The organism is Prevotella fusca JCM 17724, from assembly GCF_001262015.1.
GTDB classification, from domain to species: Bacteria; Bacteroidota; Bacteroidia; order Bacteroidales; family Bacteroidaceae; genus Prevotella; species Prevotella fusca.
On the sequence record NZ_CP012075.1, the window covers coordinates 983,657 to 1,009,789 of the forward strand.

The following is a 26,133-nucleotide window of genomic DNA, read 5'->3' on the forward strand; positions in this document are numbered from 1 at the left end:
AAACCGTTTTTTTAGTAGTTTTGTAGACGCATTGAAGAAACTTAGGACAATCATCCGATGGGTTATATGGACCATAGCAGGTCTTTACATAACCACAATAGTACTGCTGCATATACCAGCAGTGCAGGCTTCGCTTGCCCATAAAGTAGCCGACATTGCTGGTGGGAAATTAGGAACTGAGGTACATGTAGGACGCATTGACTTAGGCTTCATCAACCGTTTCGTACTGGACGATATTCTCATCTATGACCAGAGTCACAAGAAGATGCTGTCGGCTTCACGGGTCGGTGCACGGGTCGACATCTGGCGTCTTCTGCGTACAGGGGAAATCAACATCTCCTCTGCACAGATATTCGGACTGAAGGCGGAACTGTACAAGACCAGCAAGGATGCCAAGCCAAACTTCCAGTTTGCTTTGGACTCATTAGCTTCTAAAGATACTACAAGCCATACTCCGCTGCATTTATCAATCAACAGTCTTGTTATCCGTCATGGTAGCATTAAATACGATTGTATGGATGCACCTACCACTCCTAACCGACTGAATCTGAACCATATCAATCTAAGTGACATTTCGTCTTATATCATCCTCCGCAAGCTGGATGACACAAGCGTGTGGGCTGACCTCAGAGCCTTGTCTTTCAAGGAAGCTGCGGGGCTGGAAGTGAAACAGCTGGCATTCAGACTAAAGGCTGACCAGCATCAGGCGATGCTGCAAAAACTTGACTTCGAGTCTACTGACAGCAAGATAGCCATGAAAGAGCTGTCAGCCACCTACAAGATAAACGGGAAGAAGCTGGACTACAACACCTTGCGATATACCGTCAAGGACTTCAAAGCATCCGTTAAACCCTCTGACTTCGCCTCTCTCCTACCCGGCTTAAAAACGCTTACGACACCCTACACCGTCGCACTGGAGGCACAGGGCACGAGCCGTTCGGTACGGGTGAAACGACTTGACATTTCCGACCAGACGCTTTCCACACAAATCAAGACAAAAGGATGGGTCGGCAATCTCGACAGGAAACCTTCATGGGACGTCACCTTTACGCCCTTACGAATCAGCAAAAAAACACTACAGGATATTGCCAAGGTTGCGAAAAAGCCGCTGCCAAAGCCTTTGGAGAACATCGGCAATATCTACTATCGTGGCTCGTTCGCCCACAAAGCCGGCAGATATACGGCAAAGGGACAGCTCAACACGGATGCCGGCAACATTCATCTTGCCGCTGTGATTCATGGGAAAAACATTCAGGCTACGGTCAACACACCCGATTTCAACATTGCGAAAGTACTTGACAACCACGACTTTGGCAAGGTTGTCACCAACATGAAGGTGGAGGGTAGCACCGACCTTTCATACATCATTGCGAAAGGCGACGTAACATCATTCACTTACAAAGGATATACCTACAGGAACATCCACCTTGACGGCAGCTATCGAGACGATGTGTTTACGGGTAAAATATCAATAAATGACCCTAACGGAAAGCTGGACATTGACGGAAAAGCAGCCAACATCCTTGCCTTCATGCGAGAAAAGGGGAAACTCTCTGCCGACATCATGATTGCTGCCAATGCCGTTAACCTGCATAATCTCCAGCTGTCTGACGCACTCGGCAACAGGACAATATCCTTCACTTCCAACATAAAAGGGCAGGGCTCGAACCTGAATGACATCAACGGAAGCCTCAACGTCAACGGTTTCGCCATGAACGGAGAGGGACAGAACATCGGTCTTGAGCAGCTGAATGTCAAGATGAACAACGGAGTCCTGGGCAGGTCACTCGATGCACAGACTGACTTCGGCGACCTGCACATAGCCGGACAATACGAGTATGCGTCAATTCCACAAAGTATAACGCATGTACTGGGACATTATCTGCCCAGTCTCATCCGCTCCACTCCACAGTATAATGTGAGAGGCAAGGCAAACTATGCCTTTGCCTTGCGACTGGATGACACAAAACAGATTAACAGTCTGTTCAAGACCTCGCTTGTCTCTGCACACCCCGTCAGGGTTAACGGTCTCATAAACGAGCAGCGGAACGAACTGAACCTGCACATCAATGCACCTGACATAAGCTATGCAGGGCAGCAGGTAAAGAACCTCACACTGAACATCAACAGCCAGTCACAAGGACTGCTTGCCAGCATCTCTGCCGAACGAAAGGGTGAGAAGGGTCCGCATATCCTCATGAATGCAGAGGGGCTCATCTCCAACAACATGGTCAACTCTGACATATCCTTCCGCATACCAGGTTCTTCTCCTGTCTACGGAAACATCAGCAGCATTGCTTCTTTCTCACGGCGACACGGCGACTTGGAAACACGTCTGCACTTCAATCCATCAACCATCAACTTTGATTCCATTGCTCTGCAGGTACAGCCTTCCGACCTTTCCTACCATCGTAACAACCTGACGATTGACCACTTTGAACTGTCAAACCATAACCAGCACATCATTGCCAACGGACAGACGTCCGGCTACCAGAGTGATTCCATCCTTGTCAGCTTCAAGGAGATTGACATTCCTTACATCCTTGACCTTGTCAACTTCCACAGTGTCGGCTTCTCGGGAACAGCTTCGGGCTCAGCTTCCATCAAGTCATTCTTCCATCATCCACAGATGGAAGCCCAACTTGAGGTACATGACTTCCAGTTTGAGAAAGGCGACATGGGTACGCTCTATGCTGACGTGAACTATAATGACAGGGAAGGAAAAATCAACATCAATGCACATGCCGACACTGACGACAACACACGCACGGACATAAAAGGTTATGTTGACATCAAGAACAGCTACATCAACCTGCCCATCTATGCCAACGACACCCATCTTTACTTCCTGCAGAGCTTCTGCGACTCGTTCATGGACAATATCCAGCTGCAGGCAAACGGATGGTGCAAGGTTGTCGGACCGCTCAGCGACATCAATCTTGAAGGTGACATGCACGCCTACGGAAGCGTACATGTAAAGCCGACAGGAGCCACCTATGCAATGCGCAATGCACGCATACGAATCATTCCGAACGAGATTATCTTCGGCAATGACACCATAACGGATGCACAGGGACACATCGGCATCATCACTGGCGGACTGCATCATAACAACCTGCGCCACCTGACTTACGACATCAACGTCGAGGCAAGGAACCTCTTGGCATACAACTTCCCTAAGAAACAGGGCAAGGAATCATTCTGGGGGATGGTCTACGGCACAGGAAACTGCAACATAAAAGGCGGACCGGATGCAACAACCATGAATATTGAACTCTCACCCGAGAAGAATACCTTTATTACCTATAACGCCGCATCAGCCGATGATGTGGGCCCAAGCAACTTCATCCGCTGGATCAACACTCCTGTCGACAGCATTGGTATATTGATACCTGACGCAGCCGACTCTGTCAGCATCGCAGCCAAACCTGCCGCCAAACGGCACATCATAGCCCCTGGATATGACGACATTCCGAGCGACCTGCACATCAACTTCCTCCTGCATACAAATCCGAACCTTACACTCGGCGTATTGCTTGATGAGACTACAGGGGACAACATCCGCCTGAACGGTTCGGGCATGATTCGTGCCACCTATTATAATAAGGGGGCGTTCCAGCTCTTCGGAAACTACAACGTTAACCATGGGCAGTACAACCTCACGATACAGAACATCATCAAGAAGCAGTTTGTTTTCCAGCCGGGTTCGACAATAGCTTTCGGCGGCGACCCGTTCAATGCGGCACTGAACCTGAAGGCAAACTATATCGTCAACTCTGTCCCGCTGGGCGACCTCGGACTGGGAAGGTCCTTCACGGCAAACAACACGAAGGTGAACTGTCTGCTGAACATCGAAGGAACGCCGGGCGCACCGACCGTCTCCTTCGGACTCGACCTCCCCTCACTCTCTCCTGACGCACAGCAGATGATACGCTCCATCCTCAACTCCGAACAGGAGCTCAACCAGCAGGTGCTCTATCTCCTTGCTGTCGGACGATTCTATCCGCAGAGCAACAACAACAATACCGCACAGAACAGTGAAGCGCCAAGCAGCGCATCGCTTGCCATGCAGAGCCTGCTCTCCGGTACGATTTCACAGCAGATAAACACCGTCCTGTCAAACGTTGTGAAAGACAACAACTGGAACTTCGGAGCAAATATTGCAACAGGAAACGAAGGATTTGACAATGCTGAATACGAAGGAATGTTCTCAGGCAGCATACTCAACAACCGCCTCCTCTTCAACGGGCAGTTCGGTTACCGCAACAACATAGCGAAAGACAAGTCGTCCTTCATCGGCGACTTCGACATCCGCTACCTCCTGTCGCCAAACGGAAACATAGCCTTCCGCGTCTACAACCAGACCAACGACCGCTATTTCACACGTAACTCGCTGACAACACAGGGAATAGGACTCATTCTCAAAAAAGACTTCAACAGGCTCAGCGACATCTTCAGAAACAGGAAGAAAAAAGCAAAAAAAGACAAGCAAAAACATTGATATTCAGAATATTATTCGTAACTTTGCACCCGATTTGGGCGAATCGTGCCCATTTCATAGATAATATAAAGTCGAACTTTATTAATTAAATTATTTTTTAAACACTTTATGGCAAATTTCAAAGACGTCCAGAATGTACAGCCTTTAGCTGACTTCAACTGGGATGAGTTCGAGAACGGCGTACACGCTGAAGCAAGTAAGAACGACCTTACAAAGGCTTACGACGAGACTCTCAACAAAATCCAGGAGCATCAGGTAGTTGAAGGTACTGTTATTTCAGTTGACAAGAAGGAAGTAGTTGTTAACATCGGCTACAAGAGCGATGGTATCATCCCTGCTTCTGAATTCCGTTACAACCCAGAGCTCAAGGCTGGTGACAAGGTAGAGGTTTACGTTGAGAACCAGGAGGACAAGCGTGGTCAGCTCGTTCTCTCTCACAAGAAGGCTCGCCTCCAGAAGAGCTGGGAGAACATCAACAAGGCACTGGAGAACGACGAGGTTATCCAGGGTTACATCAAGAGCCGCACTAAGGGTGGTATGATCGTTGATGTATTCGGTATCGAGGCATTCCTTCCTGGCAGCCAGATTGACGTTCATCCTATACGCGACTACGACGTATTCGTTGGCAAGACAATGGAGTTCAAGGTTGTTAAGATCAACCAGGAGTTCCGTAACGTAGTCGTTTCACACAAGGCACTCATCGAGGCTGAGCTCGAGGCACAGCGCAAGGAAATCATTTCTCACCTTGAGAAGGGTCAGATCCTCGAGGGTACCGTTAAGAACATCACATCTTACGGTGTATTCGTTGACCTCGGTGGCGTTGACGGACTCGTACACATCACTGACCTCTCTTGGGGCCGCGTAAGCGATCCACACGAGGTTGTTGCTCTCGACCAGAAGATCAACGTCGTTATCCTCGACTTCGATGAGGAGAAGAAGCGTATCGCTCTCGGTCTCAAGCAGCTCACTCCACATCCATGGGATTCACTGGATGCAGAGCTCAAGGTTGGCGACCACGTTAAGGGTAAGGTAGTTGTCATGGCTGACTACGGTGCATTCGTAGAGATCCAGCCAGGCGTAGAGGGCTTGATCCACGTTTCAGAGATGAGCTGGAGCCAGCACCTGCGTTCAGCACAGGAGTTCATGAAGGTTGGTGACGAGGTTGAGGCAGTTATCCTCACACTCGACCGCGAGGAGCGTAAGATGTCTCTCGGTATCAAGCAGCTCAAGGAAGACCCATGGGAGGCTATCGAGGTTAAGTATCCAGTAGGCTCTAAGCACACTGCTAAGGTTCGCAACTTCACTAACTTCGGTATCTTCGTAGAACTAGAGGAAGGTGTTGACGGTCTTATCCACATCAGCGACCTCTCTTGGACAAAGAAGGTTAAGCATCCTTCAGAGTTCACCACACAGGGTGCAGAGATTGAGGTTGTTGTCCTCGAAATCGACAAGGAGAACCGTCGCTTGAGCCTCGGCCACAAGCAGCTCGAGTCTAATCCTTGGGATGAGTACGAGGCAATCTACACTCCAGGTTCTGTACACGAGGGTAAGATTACCGAGTCTATGGACAAGGGTGCAGTCATCACTCTGAACGAGGGTGGTGAAGGCTTCGCAACTCCAAAGCACCTTGTTAAGAAGGACGGCACACAGGCACAGCTTGGTGAGGTTCTCCCATTCATGGTAATCGAGTTCGTTAAGGACACTAAGCGCATCATCCTCTCTCACTCTCGCACATTCGAGGAGGTTAAGGATGAGCCACGTCGCCAGCGTCCAGCAAACAACAAGCCAAAGAATGACGCAGCTGCTATCAACAACGTTGCAGCAGGCACATCACTCGGCGACCTCGGCGTTCTCGCTGACTTGAAGAAGAAGATGGAAGGTGGCAAGTAATCTGCACACAGAAATCTAACAAATATAAAAAGAGTATCAAGTTTTCTTGGTACTCTTTTTTTTGTACCGTAAATCCTACCCTAACATACCATCCAAGGCTGAATACAAAACAGTTTTAGAGGGATAGAGTACAGTGAACTACAAAGCTACAAACGGATAGTAAATAGAGAAACAACTTGATACATTCCATTAAAATAAGTATCTTTGCAAGAAAATAAAGAAAATGCAACAAAATAACAATCAGACCTTATGGCAAGTAATAAAAAGCTACTTCAATGTCTTGCCTGACAAGGGCAGCGAGAAAGAGGTAGTAACGCAGATTACTGACGGCATCAACTTCCAGGGAGCTAACCTCTGGGTACTGATCTTTGCCATTTTCATAGCCTCACTGGGACTCAATGTCAATTCAACGGCAGTTATTATTGGCGCCATGCTCATCTCTCCACTGATGGGACCGATTATAGGTATGGGCCTGGCAATAGGAATAGCAGACCTGTCACTATTCCGCCAGTCAATGAAGAACTATCTGGTCAGTACGTTCATCAGCGTCATTACAGCAATGCTGTATTTTACGGTCTCGCCCATAACAGAAGCACAATCAGAACTCTTGGCCCGCACATCCCCTACCCTCTATGATGTCTTAATCGCTCTTTTCGGTGGAGCTGCCGGCATCTTGGCCATATCCACAAAAGGAAAGAACAATGTTCTGCCTGGTGTTGCCATTGCCACGGCACTGATGCCACCCCTCTGTACAGCAGGCTATGGACTGGCCGTACACAACACTTCTTATTTCTTCGGAGCCTTCTATCTGTACTTTATCAACACTGTCTTCATCGCTTTTACCACTTGTATAGGTGTGCGACTACTACATTTCCACAGGAAGAAGTTTGTAGATCTTGAACAGATGAAACGCGTAAATTATTACATTGCATCTATTCTCACCATCACAATCCTACCTGCTGGCTATATGACATGGAACATCCTTAAACAGAGTGTTTTTGAGAACAATGTAGAAAAGTTTATCACAAAAGAACTGTCCTATAACGGGACAAATATCCTGTCGCACGAATATGACACAGAAGCAAAGACTCTTCATATCGTTGCTATAGGCAGACCGATAACAACCGACTCACTAATGAAGGCACAGTTGTCAATGCCAGATTATCAACTGGAAGGCTATACGCTGAAAATAGTACAGGGAATCAACCCTGACAGCATTCCCATAATGCAACACAAGAAACGAGGAATGACAACGCTGGGAGAGAAAAACACTCCTGAATGGCAGGAGCTGGTTTATAAAAATGATGTCTTACTGAAGCAGTTAGAAAGCTACACACACTATTCTGAACTATCAAGCAGCATCAAGGACGAACTGAAAGCAGTCTGCCCTACTGCCAAGAGTCTTACACTCACAAAAGCATCAGAGTCTTTCCTTGATACCACATTAGTGAAAGACTATGTCATAGCGATTGTGAAGACAAGTAAGAACCTTCCTGCCGACAACCGAAAACAGCTCTACAACTGGCTGAAGGTCAAAGTAAAAGCTGATAGCCTTGACTTAATGATTGTAACAAAGTAAAGAATATAATGATAAGGAATGAAGAGTGTCATCAAACGCCAGAAGTTGGTATGTTTTTTTTACAAAAACACTTGTCGACAAACAATAAAAAAAGCAGAAAACCCGCATTTGAAACACCTCTACAACATACTGAAATTCAACACATTATCCAAGCATGCAATAAAAGGTGCTTAATTGGACTTCAAAAGGGCGTTAGTTAGACCTCAAAAGGGCATCTATTGCAAGCCAATTAGGCGTCTTTTAGAAGCCAAAAGACCATATATTGGTTTTGAGTTGTATGAAAATAGTTTACAATTATTGGTTGATATGGGAATAAGTTGTTAGTAGAAGACGGAAAGACATGGTATTTATTTGCCTTTTCTGCATTTTTATCTTGTGCTTAATCCCTTTTTGTGAGACCGTCTGATTTTGGATAGTCATACCATACAGGTGTATAAGCCTTTTTTCCGTTTCCTATCTACGCATTTAACGGAAGAACCCATTTAATCCCTTGAAACACTATTAGCAAACAGCCTGGAAGACCCCATCAAGAACAATCCACAACTATTGGTTAACAGGCTGTCATTTTCCACTTCATATAGTATTCATAACAAGCCGGACAGCTTCACGCCGCTTGTCAAGGACTTATCAGGACATAGACAGGATAAGATAAAGACATAATAACAGACAGACTGGGTAAGGGAAAGACATAATAACAGAAGAACATGCCTTAGAAAATAACAGAGACACTCCAAAGAATCAAAATAATCAACAAAGCTATAAGCTAAAAATGATTTTAGCAAGGACTTCCTTAGGACGCAGCATCGTCTCGGTATAAGCAAATGATGTTGTCGTAATCATCCTCTGCCTGTATTCCCTCATACCAAACAGATTGCTAAGCTGCAAAGAAAACTCATAGTTCTTCTTTTGATAAGATACAGAAATATTAGAGAAGTGCGTGAAAGATGATGCTATATCCTTATTATGATAGAACTCGCCCATATAGCTGAACTGCCATTTGTCAAGGAAGAAGAACAACGACAAACTCTCCGTGAATAAGCGAATCGGTTTAGATGACAGCATGTTCCGTTCTCTACTTCTGAACTGACTTTCTAAAAGATTGCCGGATGCCTCAAGACTAAACCAGCGCAACGGTCGCATAGAAAGTCCCATATAAGTTGTATAGTTACGGGTAACAAACGGTTTAGGCGTGTTTCCAATCAACATCGAATAATAATTCCACACCTGTGAAAGTCTTAGCGTTAACATCAGTGAAGCCCAGTCAAATGATTTGGTAACTTCCTCACTGGTTCTCAACAGGTGAGAATGAGTATATAGGTTAGTGAATGAAGAGTAATAAACACCGTCCAACAGTTTGCCTCTTAGCATCCGGCTATCCAATACCGTCAGATAAGAAACAGATGCGTTGGCAAACCATCCCTTGACAATGTCTTTATACCTCAATGCCGAAAGGATGCTGTGATTCCGTGTAGCTTCCAATTCATTCTTCCCTTGGAAAAACGTTCTGTAACTGCTGAATACAGGTAGCATTGTAGATGAATTGAGCTGCACAGGTATCCAGTGATAGCCATAACCAAGCGTCCACTCCGTTCTACCGTTAAGTTCCCAGCCAAAGTGCAGGTTGGGTTCTATGGTTACCTTGCTCTGATGTATTGCTGAATTAGATATGTAATACTCATTAATCCTCAGACCAACATTGAGATTACAGTCCTTCGACTTGTAACTAAGCTGTGGGGAAAGAAAGAGATTATGACACCCATACCTATCTTCCCGAAGACTGTCAGCAGTCAGGTAGTTTGAGACAGAAAGATTCTGCAACAGAGCCTTGCCACCAACAAGGTACGAAAGGTAGATATGCCCCACCCTATGTCTGAAAGAGGCAGAGACCTCACCTTTCAGTTCCTTCTGATATATCTTCTCCGTTTTTCCGTTAACAAGCAGCAACTCTTCCGGCAGATAATTATAGGACAGGAAGCCGTTTAAGGTAATACTGTTCTTGTCTTTTATGTTAATTATAGCCTTGGTCCTATTGCTGACTGACATCTTCCGAGGCTGTACAAACTGCCGTATCTGGTGCCCATTGAACAAGGCATCCCCTACACCTGAATTGAAATCAAGAAATCCTTTCAATGTGTTTTCTACAAATGATTTGTCACGATTTATCTGATAACTCATCTCTGCTGTGTACTCCCTCCGATAACTGCGCTGCCTCTGTTCCTCCACAACCATAGAGTCGCCCACTACATTATTATATATAGTCTGTGCATACTGCTGGTATCTGGAACGATTGAAAAGCGATGTAGCCTGAAGACGTAAATTATCCTTCTTCGGTGTCACGAAACACCAGTTGGTTGCAAAGAGATGTGTATCATTGAAAGTATAACGATTACGGTTTAACTTTGGGTTTTTAACTGACGATAGTGAGACTAAGCCGTCAACATCTCCCCTATCACCTGTTAGTTTTTCTATATCTGTGATCTCATGTTCTATATCATTTCCAGTATTAGTTGACTTATACATTGACACACTCTGCTTCTTCCGCGCAAAGAACATCCCCATCAGCTTCTCATCATACAAGCCATGCCCGGGATGCTGCAACGATGCACCAGCCCCTATATGTGCAATCCCTTGCCACGTGTTCTTTACATCATCACGCAGAACTATATTCACAGCAGCCTGCTCACTGAACTTTATATCACGCAATGCCCTGACAGGCTGATGATTCTCCATCACCTGCACCTTTTTTACCTTCCTTGCATCCAGATTCTCACTCAGCATTGCATACTTGCCTCCACTGAGGTCAATCCCCTCAATATAGAACTTGTTAATCGGAGTACCGTTATAACTTATCTGTCCTGTAGGAGCAACTGTAATACCGGGCATCTTTGCGAGGACGTCCGCAATACTCCTGTCCTGTTTCTGCATGAACTGGCTGACGAGATAGTTAAGTGTATCACCCGTCTGCCTTATCTTCTGCGGTTTCACCTTTACTTCTTTCAGCTGATACGCCTTTCTACTGAGAATAATAGTCTGCCCATCCTTAAAACCGGATAGCGGACATATAAGTTTTTCATAGCCCATCTGCGAAAAGCGTATAGAGTCAACCTCGGTATTATCATTCTTTGCTATGCGAAACAAACCACTTGCGTCCGTTTTCGTAAACACTACCGACTTTTTTCCATGCAGCAATATGACAGAGACTCCCGGCAAGGCTTTGCTTTCCTCACCAACTACCTTACCCGTATAGACCTGTGCAGATACTGCCTGTGAATGAAGCAAAAAGCACAGAGTCAGACTAAGAGCAAAGCAGAACCTTGCCCTCAACGAAAACACACGAAATATCCTATTCTTTCTTTTCAAGTAACGCTGCATGGTTCTTAGAACTATCTATCCGTCTGCCGTTCTTGTCGTACGCCACACACTGACATCCCAACATCTTTCCAGAGAAAGTTGCATCGTCTTCATACGACAGCTTCATCAAGGCATTAAGCTCTTTGGACGAACAATTTTCAAAAGACTTCTTCGGCAAGCTGACCGGTCCCGCCTTCCCCGGCTCTATACCGATACACTCGAAACGGAAAATACCTTCCGACTCTTTTGCCAGCAATATCAAACCCGGCAGTCCGCCCAGCTTCCAGGGACCATTGTCAAGGGGAATATCCAAGGTGTACCAAGCCGTCCACTTACGTCCCTTGAAGGTTGTCTCCGCCTTCTGACATTCATAACCGGCTACGACCGTATCGCCTTCCAGCAACGTCCAGTTGATGACGGAACTGAGCTCCTCTACCTTGAAGTTTTTTAATGTGTACCATGTCACCGTCTGCCTGCCTCGTTCGGGAAAGTTCTTCAAAACCTGCCAAGTCACGCTATTACCGTAAACACCTTGCTTTTTCTTCTCTGCGCTGTAGTCTTCATAATCCCTGAAGCCTAAGTCAGCCAGACTATCCGTGATTTGATTTTGTCGTCTGTTCTTGAGGCTGAAACAGACAGACTGGTCATCAAGAATATCCAAACTTAAACGATCCGTCAAGGTTGCCCTGCCATAGCACTGCTTATAAGCAAAATCGTATGTAATACGAAGATTCAGACTGTGCCGGTTATCTGCATAACAAAGACAAGAGGACAATAGCATAAGAAACAGGACAAAGCAACTCTTAAAACTATTCATAAAATCAGCATTAGTTTCACATCTTTACTTATTAAGATTTCTTTATTCTACAAATCTATATATTATAGATTAAAAAAACAAATCATCATAAACTTATCACTACGTTTTAACACTTTTTACACAGAACAACAAAGAATCTACTGAAATTCCTTCTTGACTACAGCATAACATCAGAGCGACGACTTCCTGTAAACACTTTTGACGTAATTTAAAAAGAGATTCCGCATTGGAGAATGTGCTATTAAAGTCTTATCGGTCAGTAATAGCTGCCGTTGTTTTTCAGTTTAAGTCGCCTCTTACAGAACGAAAGTGAGCCTTCCTGATGAGCCGATGGGGAATAGAGAAGAGAAAAAAGAAACCCGCACGGAACTCGTACGGGTATTAAAGCATTCACAAGAATGTGTTGAAATAGTGCCCGGTGACAAAGCACAGGAGCGTACACGGCATGCGTCAGTGAACAAAGTCAGACAATGGACACACACGTCACGCAGCCCTGCTTTCACGCAGCCTCAAGGACAACTACCTACTTCCTAATCCTCGTCGTCGTCATCCAGCACCGTGTCAGCTACCTTCATGCCTTCAATCGGCAGGGCACGGTCGATGACAGCATTGTAAGAGATGGAGCTCTCGCTACGTGACAGACCGAGCGGCATCAACTTGTCATGGATGACAGACATCAGATGATGGTTGTTGTATGCGTACATCTTCAGGAAGAGGTCATATTCACCTGTGGTATAGTGACACTCTACAACCTCCGGGATTTGGCGCAAAGCCTCAACAACATCATCGAACTTCTCTGGATTCTTGAGGTTCAAGCCAATGAAAGCGCAAGTCTCGTAGCCGATGCGCTCAGGGTCAATAACAAACTGGGAACCTTTCAGGACTCCAAGATTGGTCAGCTTCTGGATACGCTGATGGATAGCTGCGCCGCTGACATTGCATGCACGTGCAACCTCAAGGAATGGGATTCGTGCATCCTCGGAAATGAGCTGCAGAATCTTCTTGTCAAGACGATCTAAACTTCTATGTGCCATTATTGAACTATTGTTATTTTGCTTACAAAGGTATTAAAAATCTTTTAATTAGCAAAAAGAGAAGTGGTTTTTTACAACAAATCCAAACATTCTTTCCTACTCCAGCTTGCTATCCTTACTCATTACAGCTGTAAAGTTGACATTCAACACATTAGCCTCTCTCAACGCCTGTTTGAGATCCATAATCGTACCCATATCCGCATGGCGGTCTGCCTTGATGCTTACGCTGAGCTGCCGCCGCTGTTCGGGAGGCAATGCTGCAGAGAGTTGTATCAGATACTTCTTTATCTCGGGAATCGTGGTGAGGTTATCATTCAGCTGGACAACCATCTTCTCCCCCTTCACCTGTCCGAGGTTGTTGACAGGAAGACCGATATAGATATACTGCACGTTTGATTTGTTGTACAGGCGTGACAGCTCGGTTGCCATCGGCACCTGGCACTTCACGTGCACCGTTGTCTTCCGCATGTGGACAACCAGCATGAAGAAGAAGAGGATGGAAAAGATAAGGTCGGGCAAGGAAGCTGTGTTCAATGCCGGTATGTCATGATTTCTGCCACGATAGAGTCTCATTCCCTGCCCCCTTTCTCAGTACTGTCAACACTGGCAATTGTATATACTTCAGAAATGCGCATGGGCACTTCTTCAGCTATCCGCACCTGCTGTTCATGGCTGCACTGTTCAAAAGTCTTGCCGAAAAGGGCAAGTGAACGCTGGTTGCGCACGGTATTATAAGCTGCAACCAACTGGTTCTGCACATGGAGATAGGTGTCATAAGAAGCCTTACGGTCACTCTGCAACTGTATGATGTGCCCCTTCCCGTTGGTCTTTATGAACTGCGTTGCACGCTGTCGGACCTCCTTCAGTGTCACAGCCTTGCCGTCAAGCATCACCTTATTTTCCGCATCAATGCCAAGACGCACCACCCTCTTGCTGTCAACGGCAGCAGGTGGTGTATTCTTCTTGTCGACAGGCGGAAGCTGCCTTGACAGTCCCTTGTCAAGGTCCATGGAAGAAGCCACAAGGAAGAGTATCAACAGCATGAACGAAATGTCAGCTGTTGACGTCGTGTTCAGTCCCGGGACTTTACGCCTGTCTCTTCTGCGAAACCTCATTTCCGATGCTCCTTTCTATAGTAACGTGTGGCACCGAAGATGACTACTCCTGCTGCAAGCACGAGAAGCAGCAGTGAACTGTTGACGAACATATCCGACATACGAAGCCAGAAGGTGTCAGCAAAGTTCTGTCCGTTGACCACCATCGCCTGCGTTGAGCCGAAAACAAAGGTCAGCAAGAGAATCAGTGCCGTTGCACCATAGGTGATATAGGTTATCTTCCGTGCAGGAATACCGTTTGTTACTCCCTCGTTCTGATTTGCTCTCCGTACTCCACGGACCACGGCAACGACAGAGACAATGAGCGTAACAGCAAAGAGAAACCACATAAAACCCAGCAGAACATCGGTCAACAGGGGTGCATTGAAAGATGAATCGGCGGTGAAAGGTGCATCAAAACCGATGAGATAGAACGCCAGAAAGATTATAGCCGACAGGGCTACTATCACATAGAAGACACGCTGTGATATGCGTTCCTCATCCATCTTTGCCAATCCCTTTATTTTCATCATCTTACCTGTTAAAATTCAAAGTCTGAAATCCTCAATCTGAAAGCGCCTTTGCCTCCCGGACTATGCATCGCCTTTCAGCTTAAACTTCATTATCGCGTCCAGCAGCGAGATGGCTGACTCCTCCATCTGTGCCGTGATATGCTCAATCTTTGAGAGGATATAGTTGTAGAACACCTGCAAAACAAGGGCTACGATGATACCGAAGATAGTCGTAATCAGTGCCACCTTCATTCCCGCAGCCACAATCGTCGGACTGATGTCACCAGCCTCCTGAATCTGGTCGAATGCCATCACCATACCGATTACCGTTCCAAGGAAACCGAGCGACGGTGCCATGGCGATGAAGAGCGTAATCCACGAACAGCCCTTCTCAAGATTGGCACTCTGCACACTGCCGTAGGATGTAACGCTCCGCTCGATATTCTCAATAGAGTCATCTATACGCAGCAATCCCTGGTAACAGATGGATGCCACCGGTCCGCGTGTCTCACGGCTCAGCGACTTCGCCTGCTCAATTTCGCCTGCAGCAATCATATCCTCCAGCTTGCCCACGAAGCGTTTGGCGTCAATCTCCGACAGACTCAGATAGATGATGCGCTCAATGCAGAACGCCAGACCCAGCACCAATGCCAATGCCACAAGCGACATGAATCCTGCATTACCCTCGATAAACTTACGCTTCAACGACTGATGAAAGCCCGTATCCTTTGCAGCAGGTGCTTTCGCAACAGCCGCATCGGCCACGCCCGTAGCATCCAATGCCTCATCCGACAGCGTATCGGCAGACGCAGCAACGCCAGAACCAGCAGGCGCCTGAGCTGAAACAGTTGTTAAGCAAGAGAAAGTGAGAGTTGTTATGATTGCAAACAAAGCAATTAATTTCCTCATAATTATAAAACCCGTAGTGGTCTCCTCATTTTATAAAGGCATTGCTGCCCTTGGTTATGAAAGGCTGAATTACCTCTTTTATTATCTGCGCAAAGGTATATAAAAATGTAATAACAGCCAAATCTTTGTGCTTGAAAAGATTAAAGGCTGGTCCTAATGACCGACCGCTTTGGATTAAATAAAGCCACCGTGCATCTTGTGTGAGAAACTATACAATTCAACTAAGAATCATGGACATCCATGGCTAATCACCGGTTGGGGGTTAAAGATTTCCACCCACTCACGAAAACGGGCAAGCCCTTCCTCACCGAACTTTGCAAGACTTGCAACAGCCTGTTCCACCGTCTTTTCACGGTCAAGATGCGTCTTGGAGAAGAACTTGTCAGCGTAACAGATAACCTTCTCCTCCATCGTTTCAGGCAGGAAATCCTGCTCGGGAAGAGGAAGCCGCTGGGCTATAATCTGACTGCGGGTGATGCCTGCACCGGTATGGCGCTCGCAGACACGGGCATGACGGGGGAAGCCCTCCGCACGCAGCATCTCGGCACCGATGCGCCCGTGACAGATGTAAGGTTCGCTGCCAAAGCATTCTATGCCGGGTGCATTGCAGCGGATGATACCGATGTCGTGCAGCATGGCTGCCTCCTCAATGAACTGACGGTCAAGCGAAAGTTCGGGATGTCGGTCAGCAATAGCAAGGGCTTTGTCAGCCACGGAACGGCTGTGGACGAGGAGAATATGGCGCAGGGCATTGTCCTCGGGGTAAAACTTATTGATGATTGCCTGATAATTCATTGTTCTTGGAGAAAGGTTTAGGGGAAAGTTTGGGCTGTAGAATGTCCAAGATTTCCAGGACGTATATAAAGCCTATCGCTTCAACATCTTCCAGATAATCTACAAATCATAGCGTTTCCCGTTTCGTATGGCTCTCAACAAACCCACGAAAAAAGCCACGCCTCCTCTCCCAGCAGCTTACACTGCCATGAAAGAGGAACCGTGGCTCATGGTCATTATGATAATCTTTCTTTATTCTTCGTGTGCTCTCTCGATGTAAGCGATGACGTCACCCTTGTTCACCTTAGCACCCTGCTTGGCGTTGATTTCAACCAACTTGCCGCCGAGGGCAGCAGGAACTGTGACGATTTCACCCCAAGGAGCCTGAACGTAGCAGAACACGTCACCCTCCTTGTACTCCTTACCGATGAACGGCTCGATAGCAGGAGCTGCCTCACCGTCACCCTGGAACTCCCAGAAGAGCTGCCCCTTGACAGGTGACACGATGGCATCAGCCTTGGCATGCTTGAATGCCGCAGCCTCCTCCGGACTAACCTTTGCACCGAGCTTGGCATCTTTTGCAGCCTGAAGGTCAGCAAGGAAGTTCTTTTTAGCCTGTCCGCTCTTATAGTTGCGGTACTGCTCCGGGTGCATAGCCAGCTCGAAGAGTTCCTCATCATCCTGTCCGTAATCCCATCCGTTCTCATCCATTTCCTTGCGGAAGTCGTCGAGTGCGTTAGGCAGCAAGGTGTGAGGGTCAGCATCAGTGAACTCAAGCCCCTTCTGCTTGGCAAGGTCTTTCAGCTCCTGACAAATCTCACCCGGCACACGACCACTCTTTCCGAGAATCATACCCCACATAGAGTCGTCCATCATCACGAAGCGACCCTTACCCTGCTCAAGGGTGAGGAGGTTCATGAGGGCAATGTTCTTGGTGTACTGTGAGAACGGGGTTACCAATGGAGGATAGCCGACGCGTGGCCATACGTATGCCACTTCATCGAACAATTTGATAAGCATATCGTCAACTGAAAGCTCTGCCTCTCCCTTCTTCTTGCGGAGGTTATTGATGGTTGCACGGATACCACCGAGGTCGGCCATCATTGAACCCATCATGCCACCTGGCAGACCGCAGCCTAAGAGCAGTGAGCTCATGTACTTGTTCTGCGGGTTAATGAAGTAACCGAGCCACTCGTCAATGAATTCCTGGGTCATGGCACGTGCCTTCATGTAAGCATCCATGTTGATTTCCGGCACATCAAAGCCAGCGTTCTTCAGCATGCTCTGCACGGAGATAACGTCAGGATGGACCTTACCCCATGACAACGGCTCGATGGCAACATCAAGAATATCCATGCCGTTCTTGGCAACTTCGAGCATGGAAGCCATTGACAAGCCCGGACCAGAGTGACCATGATACTCCAGAATCACGTCCGGGTGCTTCTCCTTGATGCGACGGGTCAGCTCACCGAGGAATGCCGGCTGGCCGATACCAGCCATATCCTTCAGACAGAGTTCCTCTGCACCAGCAGCGATTTCCTCGTCAGCCAGCTTGCAGTAGTACTCGATGGTGTGTACAGGAGAGGTAGTGATACAGAGCGTACCCTGTGGAGTCATACCGGCTTCCTTCGCCCACTTCAATGCAGGAGCTATATTGCGGATGTCGTTCAGACCGTCGAAGAGACGGGTAATATCCACACCCTGTGCGTGCTTCACACGATACATCAGTGCACGGACATCATCAGGAACAGGATACATACGCAGCGCGTTCAGACCACGGTCAAGCATGTGTGTCTTGATACCAGCCTCATGCAGAATCTTGGTGTAGGCACGTACTGACTCGTTAGGGTTCTCACCTGCCAGTAGATTTACCTGCTCAAAAGCACCACCGTTGGTCTCCACACGTGCGAAACAGCCCATCTCGATGAAGATAGGTGCGATGCGTACCAACTGATCCTTACGTGGCTGGAACTTACCAGAGCTCTGCCACATGTCTCGGTAAATGAGACTGAACTGAATTTTCTTTCCCATATTTATGTTTCTGTTATTATCTAAATGAAGGGGTTGTAACTTACAATCTAACCTGCAAAATTAGATAAAAATTTCCAAAAAACGACTGGCAGCTGATATTTTTTGCAATAATTGACTATCTTTGCAGTCTAAAAGTAAATACATGAAGAAATTGTTTTTTCCCCTTATAAGTCTCCTCCTGCTTCTGCTCACGGCATGTTACAATCAGGTAACGACAGGAGACCATGGGGCAATAGACGTGGAGACACAGCTGAAAGGTGACAGCACACGCTACGGACTGGCGTGTGACGGCTGCTCGGATTCGGTGATTATTCTCCTTCCCAACGAGGGTGGCGACCCGATAAAATTCGACATTGTAACGGCAAAACGCAACGGAATGGTCTACGGAAATCCGCAGATTGGTGACGAACTGGCGATTGTACCGAACCCCATCGACCCATACGAGGCTGAAATGGTCATCGACCTTGAACAGATGAAGGGTACTTGGACGTTCCAAGTGGTGCCGAAGCTGAAACCGAACCCTACGAAAACGGAAGAGGAGATTCTGGCAGGAATGAGCGATTCGATGAAGAAAGCACTGTTTATACCACGTGAATACGGTTTCACACTGAAAAGTTATAACCAGGCTTCGCCAGTGGGTTACATCATGAAATCGAACTCATTGGAGGACGAAAGCCCTGTTTTTTACCCGAAAGTGACGGTTTATACGAGCTGGCATATCTTCAATGGCAGGCTCTATATCTACAAAGATACGATTGACGAGCAGGGGCACCGCATCCCGCAGGATTCCGTCGGCTTCGATTCCGGCTCCATGCGCCATCTCTCTGCTGACTCCATGGCTGCCCTCTTTGGCAAGAAAGTGATGCAATATCACCGAAAGAAGAATGCTCTGGAGGCAAACAAGGAAGCGCAGAAGGCTGAAGAGAAGAACGCTGCAACGGCTACTGTCAGGAAGTAAGTCCTGCTCCTTCCTTTTTGTTTATTTCCACATCCCGTCAGGCACACCCTCTTCCGTGGAGGGTGTGAGGACTGATTATCCCATGAAAGGTGTTTTTCCCTTTCAGACAAAGGCTTATTATCCCTTTTATCTGGTTCTTCCGTTAAATGCGTAGATTGGAAACAGAACAAAGAATTATACGCTTGTATGGTATGACTATCCAAGATTGGACGGTCTCACAAAAAGGGATAAAGCACAAAATAAAAATACAGAAAAGGCAAACAGATACCATTTCTTTCCGTCTTCTACAAACAACTTATTACCATATCAACCAACGTTTGTAAACTATTTTCATACTACTCAAAACCAATACATGGTCTTTTGGCTTTGAAAAGACGCCCAATTGGCTTGCAATAGATGCCCTTTTGAGGTCTAACTAACGCTCTTTTGAAGTCCAATTAAGCACCTTTTCTTGCACTACCTTATAACTGACTGATTTACTGTTGGTTGCAGACTTGCTTTTTACACGTGTTTTTGCCTTTATCTGTAGGTATTTTACCCGAAATTATGTCATGATTTTTCAAAGTATTGTCTGCGATTTTCAAAGTATTGACATGAAAAGGTTTTCTGTGTCGGAGGATGATAAATCAGGTAGCCAAGACCATCTTGGCTATGTTTATATTTAATAAATAACTTCGGCTCATCCGTTAAAGCCATACGGAAAGTGTACACGCATTTAACGGATGAGCCTTTTATTTTCTTATCTTTTTATCTTAGAAAAGACTTTTTACTCCTTAATATTCGGCTCTTCCAAACCGAGGTGACGTTTCTTGTCAACCACCTTCAAAGCAAGACCAATAATAAGGGCTATCACACCCAAACCAGCAAGCATAACCAGCGGAGCTGTATAGTTGAGCTGTGTCGGGTCGGTAACACCAACGTTTGTCTTGTCGAGCACCTTTCCTATGAGCAACGGGAACAACCACAGACCGATGTTCTGAATCCAGAAGATAAGTGCGTAAGCAGAACCGATGATCTTTGCATCCACGAGTTTTGGAACACTTGGCCACAATGATGCTGGCACAAGTGAGAAGGAAGCACCGAGAACAAGGATGGTTACATAAGCCACGACAACACCACCTACCTGACTTGACTTGAACTGTGGAAGTACAAAGGCAAAGGTGAGGTGACAGAGAATCAGAAGCAATGAACCCAACACGAGCATAGAGGCTGCCTTACCCTTATGGTCAACATAGCTGCCGAGGATAGGAGTGATGCCTACTGCGAGCAATGGGAATACAGCAAAGATGGACTCTGCTGACTGACGCATATAACCCATGTAGCAGTAAACAACAAGGCTCACAACAGACAACAGCAGCATTGAGTTTTTCAAGCTCTTCTTTTTCATGAAGTTGAACATGAAGGCTGTTGCAGCTACAACGAGCATGATAACGTACTGAACGATTGTCACACTTGATGATGCCCAGAATGAATCTGCAGGAAGTTCGTGGAACGTAAGGTTACACTGGAGCATATTTACAGCATACTTCTGGAATGGGAAGATAGCAGAGTAATAAAGTACACAGAGCAACGCAACGAGCCAGAAACCCATACTTGAGAGAATCTTACCGAGGTCACTGATCTTAAACGGATCGTCTTTCTCCTCTGCCTCACCTGTCTGTGAGTCGAGCTTCTTATCCATGAAGAAGTAAACAATGAACATCATCAATGCAATACAGATAAGTACTACACCAAAGGCTACAGAACGAGAAACATTAATATCACCACCGAGCTTAGCAAAGAATGGTGAGAAAATCATACAAGTAGCAACGCCAAGACGAGCCAAAGCCATCTCTGAACCCATTGCCAATGCCATCTCACGACCCTTGAACCACTTTACGATACCACGGGAAACGGTGATACCAGCCATCTCAACGCCACAACCGAAGATCATGAAACCGCAGGCTGCTACCTTTGCAGATGCCGGCATACCCTCATAGAAAGGAGATACGCCCAACTGCTCGAAGACTGGAATGTGGTTGAGGTTATTAGTGAACCATACGTCAAGTGCACTACCAGCAAAGCCGTCGCTGACAGCATAGTACTTGATTAAAGCACCAGCTAACATCACTGCACCAGACAAGATAGCAGTGAAACGGACGCCCATCTTGTCAAGAATAATACCTGCAAAGATGAGAAAGAACACAAAGACATTCAGGAATGTCTCTGAACCCTGCATGGTTCCGAATGCTGTTGAGTCCCATCCTCTCTGCTCCTGCATCAACTCCTTGATTGGAGAAAGGATGTCAACAAAGATGTAGGCACAGAACATTGCCAGGGACAAAAGGAGGAGAGCCGTCCAGCGCATTGCAGCTGAATCTCTCAATGATGTTTGAATTTTATCAGTCATGATGATTTTTTAGTTAACGAGTTTACGAGAGGACAAGTTGACAAGTTAGACAAGTTGACAAGTAAACAAGTTGTTTGTAAGATTATAAGTTAAAAATGAACGGGCTTATGAGTTGACAAGTGAACATGTTGACGAGTGAACGAGTTAATACTATCAAGCACCTTGTTTACTTGTAAACTCGTTCACTCGTCAACTTGCCAACTACTTCTTCAGCCAGCGGTCGAGCCAGTTGAAGAATGTACGCTGCCAAAGAATACCGTTCTGTGGCTTCAATACCCAGTGATTCTCATCGGGATAGAGAAGCAGCTCGGCAGGAATACCGCGCAGACGGGCTGCATTGAAAGCACCCATTCCCTGGTTGGCATTGATGCGATAGTCCTTCTCACCGTGGATACAAAGGATTGGCGTATCCCACTTGTCAACATTCAGATGAGGACTGTTAGCGTATGTGCGCTTGGCTGCCTCAGTCTTGTCCTTGTTCCAGTAAGCATCATCATACTCCCAGTTGCTGAACCAAGCCTCCTCTGTATCGGTATACATACTCTCAAGGTTGAAAGCACCGTCGTGTGAGATGAAGCACTTGAAACGCTTGTTATGAATACCTGCAAGATAATAGACAGAGAAGCCGCCGAAGGATGCACCGACTGCACCGAGACGGTTCTTGTCAACGAAAGGCAGGTTGTTCGCTGCATCGTCAATGGCTGAAAGATAGTCGTTCATGCACTGACCAGTCCAGTCGGTACTGATCTGTTCGTTCCATGCACTGCCATAACCTGGCAGACCGCGGCGGTTAGGTGCGATGATGACATATCCATGAGCCGCCATTATCTGGAAATTCCAACGATAGCTCCAGAACTGAGAGACAGGACTCTGTGGTCCACCCTCGCAGAAGAGCAGCGTAGGATACTTCTTGTTCGGGTCGAAGTGTGGAGGAGTTATCACCCACTCCTGCAGTTCCTTGCCATCGGTTGTCTTCACCCAACGGTCGTGTACTTCGCCCAAAGCAAGCTGGTCATAGATGTGCTTGTTCTCAAAGCTGAGCTGCGTCTGCAGGCTTGCCTTCTCTTTCTTTGCTGGAGTGACTGCGAAGATTTCGTTAGCTTGAGAAATACTCTGGCGGATAGCAAGCAGCTTCTTGTCACCCAGAAGAGCAATGCTCACATAGTTGTGGTCGCCCTCGGTGAGCTGTTTCACCTCACCCTTGAGGTTGGTCTGATAGATATTCTCCGTAGCATGCCATACGCCGATGAAGTAGAGTTCCTTTGAATTAAGACTCCATGTGTAATCATCTACATTCGAATCGAAGCTCTCCGTGACGTATGTCTTCTTGCCTGTCGCCAGGTCGTAGACGCAGAGACGGTTGCGGTCACTCTCATAACCGTTGTTCTTCATGCTCTGCCAAGCAATGTACTTGCCGTCAGGAGAGAACTTCGGATTTACATCATAACCCACGTTCATATCGCCTGCCTGATGGTTGACAGCCTGATTGCGCATGCTCTTCGTTGCATCAATCTTCGGCTCGACATAGTCTGCTGGTTTGCAGAGATTCTTCGTCTGGCGGGTTTCCACATTATATATATATATGTCGGCATCGGTAGAGATGGCGTATTGTGTGCCCTCCTTCTTGCGGCAGGTGTAGGCAATAAACTTGGAATCCTTGCTCCAGTCAATCTGCTCAATACCACCGAAAGGAGCCAGCGGACTCTCATAAGGCTCGCCTTCGAGCACGTCAATGCCTGCACCAACTCCCTCAGCAGTAACGTCAGCCACGAATGGATGAGCATTCGTTGTCACATAATGGTCCCAGTGACGATAGTTCATATCAGTGATGACCATACCCGTTGCCTTCGGCAGATCGCTCGGATTCTGCTTGATAGTACCGTAGTAAGGGATGCTCTTGATGAGCACAACACGCTTACGGTCGGGTGAGAAGCGGAAGCCTTCGATGTCGATGTCCGACTGTGTGAGCTGCTTACGGTTCGTTCCGTCAGCATTCATTGTCCACAACTGACCGTCAGTGAGGAAAGCCAGAGTGTTGTTGTCGAGCCATGCTGCATCACTCTCACTCTTTGCAGAGACCGTGAGCAGACGGTCGTTCTTGCCATCGGCATCCATCACACGAAGGACCTGATGCCCCTTGTTTTCCTTGACACTGTAGTAACCCACCTGATAGACAATCTTCTTGCCGTCAGGTGAAGCCTGTGCAGCACCGATACGCCCCATGGCCCAGAGAGCCTCGGGAGTCATGAGGTCGCTCTTCAGCGTGATGTTGTTGCGTCCGATGTTCACATCCTGTGCCTGTGCAACGCTGCCACTCATCATCAAGGCGGCAGTCATTGCGATGGTTAAGTTTTTGTTCATAGCTTATAGACCTTTCTTTTTGTTATTGAGTTCTTCCTGTCTACGACGGAGTTCTTCCTGCTGTTTCTGCTGCATCTCCTGCAAAGCCTGCATGCGGGCAAAGAGACCGCCGCCCTTGTTGGACGGGTTGTTCTTCTTCTCGGTGCGGCGTGCCTCAAGAATCTCGAGGAGTTTCTCCTCATTGGTTGTCTTACGCAGTGTCCACATGATGGCTGCTGAGAAGAAGAGGGAGATGAAGTAGTAGAAGTTCAGACCCGATGAGTAATCATTGAACATGAAGAAGAAGAACAGCGGCATTGCAAACATCATCCACTGCATCATCTTCATCTGGTCAGCCTGCTGTCCTACCATCTGGTCCTTCTGCTGCTGCATGGTGAACCATGTGTAGAGCAGGTTGGCACCACAGAAGAGGATACAGGTCAGTGAGATATGGTCACCGATGAGCCAGAGATTCTGGTTCCATGAAATAATAGGGTCGAAAGTACTGAGGTCATCCATCCACAGGAAGCTCTGGCCACGAAGCTGAATGGCATTCGGTACGAAGTTGAACATCGCAATCCAGATAGGCATCTGTATCAGCATCGGCAGACAGCCTGACAACGGGCTGACACCATACTCTGAATACTTCTGCATCATCGCCTGCTGCTTCTGCATCTGGTCTTCAGGTTTGTTGAACTGCTTGGTAGCCTCATCCAGTTTCGGCTTCAGCACACGCATCTTAGCTGAACTCATATAACTCTTCTTCACCATCGGGAAGGTGATGAGCTTCAACAGTAAGGTAATGAGAATCAGCACTACTCCCATTGGGAACACCTTGCTCAACCAGTCGAATACATAGAGCGTGAACCAGCGGTTGATGATGCGGAACAAAGGCCAGCCGAGATATACAAGGCGTTCCATGTCGAGCTCTTTACCGAACCTGCTTTCCTTCTCTACAGACTGGAGCAGGCGGAAATCATTAGGACCAAAATAGAACTCGAACTCTGACGGACGCTTGCCAGTAGGGTCAAAGCCCGCCTTCATATTCGCCTCATACTGCTTGAGGTAGTGTGTTCCCTTCTCAAGTGGTGTGCTCTTGAGCTTTGCACCCTGCGCAAAGTTATCCTTTGAAATCATCACAGCAGAGAAAAACTGGTTCTTGAAAGCCACCCAGTCCATATCCTTCTCGGTTGTTTCTTCTTTCTCAGACGTTTCACTAAGATAGTCAGTACCACTGTCATGCTTCTTATAGGTAAGAGTAGCATAACGGTTCTCAAACGTGAAACCACGCTCCTGCTGACGGCAACGCTCCTGCCAGTTGATGTCCATCTGGTTGTAATTCGGTGCAAACATCCCGTTCATACCCTCTGCCTGCAATGACATACGGAGGAGATAACCATCGCCAAGACTATAGTTCAAGGTGAGGGTCTTGCCCTTTCCTGCAACGGCAGTAAACGTAACTGTGGAATCAGTCACGTTTGACGGTGTGAAGACAAGGTCTTTCGTCTCGATGTTGCTGTTCTTTGCAGCCAGCATAAAGTTCAGACTCTGGTCGTTACCACTGAACAAGGTAACGTTCTTCTGGTCCTTTGAACCGTCCTTGACAGCGATGTCATGACCGATGTAATTCTTGATGACAGCCTTCTTTACGACACCGCCCTTGGTGTTCAAGGTCAGTTCCACCTTACTGTTCTTCAGCGTGATGTCCTGTGCCTTTCCGTTCAATGCCGAATAGAACAGGGCTGTTGTGTCAGCCGCCACGGCAGCTTTCTGCTGTGCCTGCTTCTCAGCAGCGAGTTTTGCATCCTGTGCTTTCTTGGCTGCAGCAATAGAATCCTTTACAAATTCAGCTCTCTGCTGTGCCAGTTGCTCGGCTGATGGCTGCTGCCACCAGGCGAAACCAAAGAGAATCAGGGCTATGAGTACAAACCCTGTGATCGTTCTTTTATCCATT

Annotated in this window: 16 protein-coding genes; 4 read left to right on the forward strand and 12 right to left on the reverse strand. The window is 47.1% G+C overall.

Translation table 11 applies throughout. From position 1 onward, the window contains the following. Nucleotides 1-31 precede the first annotated feature (31 nt). The 3 genes from ADJ77_RS11355 to ADJ77_RS11365 all read left to right on the forward strand — a co-directional run bounded on the left by ADJ77_RS11355 (nucleotide 32) and on the right by ADJ77_RS11365 (nucleotide 7,970). The gene (locus ADJ77_RS11355; RefSeq protein WP_050696428.1) at nucleotides 32-4,501 is read left to right on the forward strand and encodes a translocation/assembly module TamB domain-containing protein; all 4,470 of its coding nucleotides are present in this window, start codon (nucleotides 32-34) and stop codon (nucleotides 4,499-4,501) included. 108 nt (nucleotides 4,502-4,609) lie between these two features. After that, on the forward strand, nucleotides 4,610-6,391 hold the full coding sequence (gene rpsA / locus ADJ77_RS11360; protein WP_050696429.1) for a 30S ribosomal protein S1: 1,782 nt from the start codon (nucleotides 4,610-4,612) through the stop codon (nucleotides 6,389-6,391). A 223-nt stretch (nucleotides 6,392-6,614) separates the two neighbouring features. Next, complete coding sequence (locus ADJ77_RS11365; RefSeq protein ID WP_025078850.1) at nucleotides 6,615-7,970, forward strand: TIGR00341 family protein; 1,356 nt, start codon at nucleotides 6,615-6,617, stop codon at nucleotides 7,968-7,970. Between the two features lie 756 nt (nucleotides 7,971-8,726). Here the strand turns inward: ADJ77_RS11365 and ADJ77_RS11370 are convergent. From ADJ77_RS11370 to ADJ77_RS11415, 9 genes are all read right to left on the reverse strand, one after another. Then, nucleotides 8,727-11,249 carry a peptidase associated/transthyretin-like domain-containing protein gene (locus tag ADJ77_RS11370; RefSeq protein WP_050696430.1) on the reverse strand — a complete coding sequence of 841 codons (2,523 nt, stop codon included), beginning with the start codon at nucleotides 11,247-11,249 and terminating at the stop codon, nucleotides 8,727-8,729. A gap of 64 nt (nucleotides 11,250-11,313) precedes the next feature. After that, nucleotides 11,314-12,138: a GLPGLI family protein gene (locus ADJ77_RS11375; RefSeq protein ID WP_081784453.1), complete on the reverse strand. Its 825-nt coding sequence runs from the start codon at nucleotides 12,136-12,138 to the stop codon at nucleotides 11,314-11,316. 530 nt (nucleotides 12,139-12,668) lie between these two features. Beyond that, nucleotides 12,669-13,172, reverse strand: coding sequence for an Lrp/AsnC family transcriptional regulator (locus ADJ77_RS11385; protein WP_025078846.1), 504 nt, complete (start codon nucleotides 13,170-13,172; stop codon nucleotides 12,669-12,671). A 96-nt stretch (nucleotides 13,173-13,268) separates the two neighbouring features. After that, entirely contained in the window at nucleotides 13,269-13,745 is a 477-nt protein-coding gene (locus tag ADJ77_RS11390) for an ExbD/TolR family protein (RefSeq protein ID WP_025078845.1), read from the reverse strand. Continuing rightward, nucleotides 13,742-14,287, reverse strand: coding sequence for an ExbD/TolR family protein (locus ADJ77_RS11395; protein ID WP_025078844.1), 546 nt, complete (start codon nucleotides 14,285-14,287; stop codon nucleotides 13,742-13,744). The genes ADJ77_RS11390 and ADJ77_RS11395 overlap by 4 nt, the downstream gene beginning before the upstream one ends. Next, nucleotides 14,284-14,799, reverse strand: a complete 516-nt coding sequence (locus ADJ77_RS11400; protein ID WP_025078843.1) for a hypothetical protein — start codon at nucleotides 14,797-14,799, stop codon at nucleotides 14,284-14,286. Before ADJ77_RS11400 ends, ADJ77_RS11395 begins: the two co-directional genes overlap by 4 nt. Before the next feature lie 60 nt (nucleotides 14,800-14,859). Then, nucleotides 14,860-15,687: a MotA/TolQ/ExbB proton channel family protein gene (locus ADJ77_RS11405; RefSeq protein ID WP_025078842.1), complete on the reverse strand. Its 828-nt coding sequence runs from the start codon at nucleotides 15,685-15,687 to the stop codon at nucleotides 14,860-14,862. 228 nt (nucleotides 15,688-15,915) lie between these two features. Next, nucleotides 15,916-16,482, reverse strand: coding sequence for an HDIG domain-containing metalloprotein (locus tag ADJ77_RS11410; RefSeq protein ID WP_025078841.1), 567 nt, complete (start codon nucleotides 16,480-16,482; stop codon nucleotides 15,916-15,918). A 231-nt stretch (nucleotides 16,483-16,713) separates the two neighbouring features. After that, nucleotides 16,714-18,492, reverse strand: coding sequence for a biotin/lipoyl-binding protein (locus ADJ77_RS11415; RefSeq protein ID WP_050696432.1), 1,779 nt, complete (start codon nucleotides 18,490-18,492; stop codon nucleotides 16,714-16,716). A gap of 142 nt (nucleotides 18,493-18,634) precedes the next feature. Here ADJ77_RS11415 and ADJ77_RS11420 point away from each other — a divergent pair, with 142 nt between their 5' ends. Then, the gene (locus tag ADJ77_RS11420) at nucleotides 18,635-19,450 is read left to right on the forward strand and encodes a hypothetical protein (protein WP_025078840.1); all 816 of its coding nucleotides are present in this window, start codon (nucleotides 18,635-18,637) and stop codon (nucleotides 19,448-19,450) included. A gap of 766 nt (nucleotides 19,451-20,216) precedes the next feature. Here the strand turns inward: ADJ77_RS11420 and ADJ77_RS11425 are convergent. The 3 genes from ADJ77_RS11425 to yidC all read right to left on the reverse strand — a co-directional run bounded on the left by ADJ77_RS11425 (nucleotide 20,217) and on the right by yidC (nucleotide 26,132). After that, nucleotides 20,217-21,839 carry an MFS transporter gene (locus ADJ77_RS11425; protein ID WP_050696433.1) on the reverse strand — a complete coding sequence of 541 codons (1,623 nt, stop codon included), beginning with the start codon at nucleotides 21,837-21,839 and terminating at the stop codon, nucleotides 20,217-20,219. Nucleotides 21,840-22,040: 201 nt separating this feature from the next. Further along, a complete protein-coding gene (locus ADJ77_RS11430) occupies nucleotides 22,041-24,200 on the reverse strand; it encodes a S9 family peptidase (protein WP_025078839.1) in 2,160 nt (719 codons plus the stop codon). 3 nt (nucleotides 24,201-24,203) lie between these two features. Further along, nucleotides 24,204-26,132: a membrane protein insertase YidC gene (gene yidC / locus ADJ77_RS11435; protein ID WP_025078838.1), complete on the reverse strand. Its 1,929-nt coding sequence runs from the start codon at nucleotides 26,130-26,132 to the stop codon at nucleotides 24,204-24,206. Between the last annotated feature and the right edge of the window lies 1 nt (nucleotide 26,133).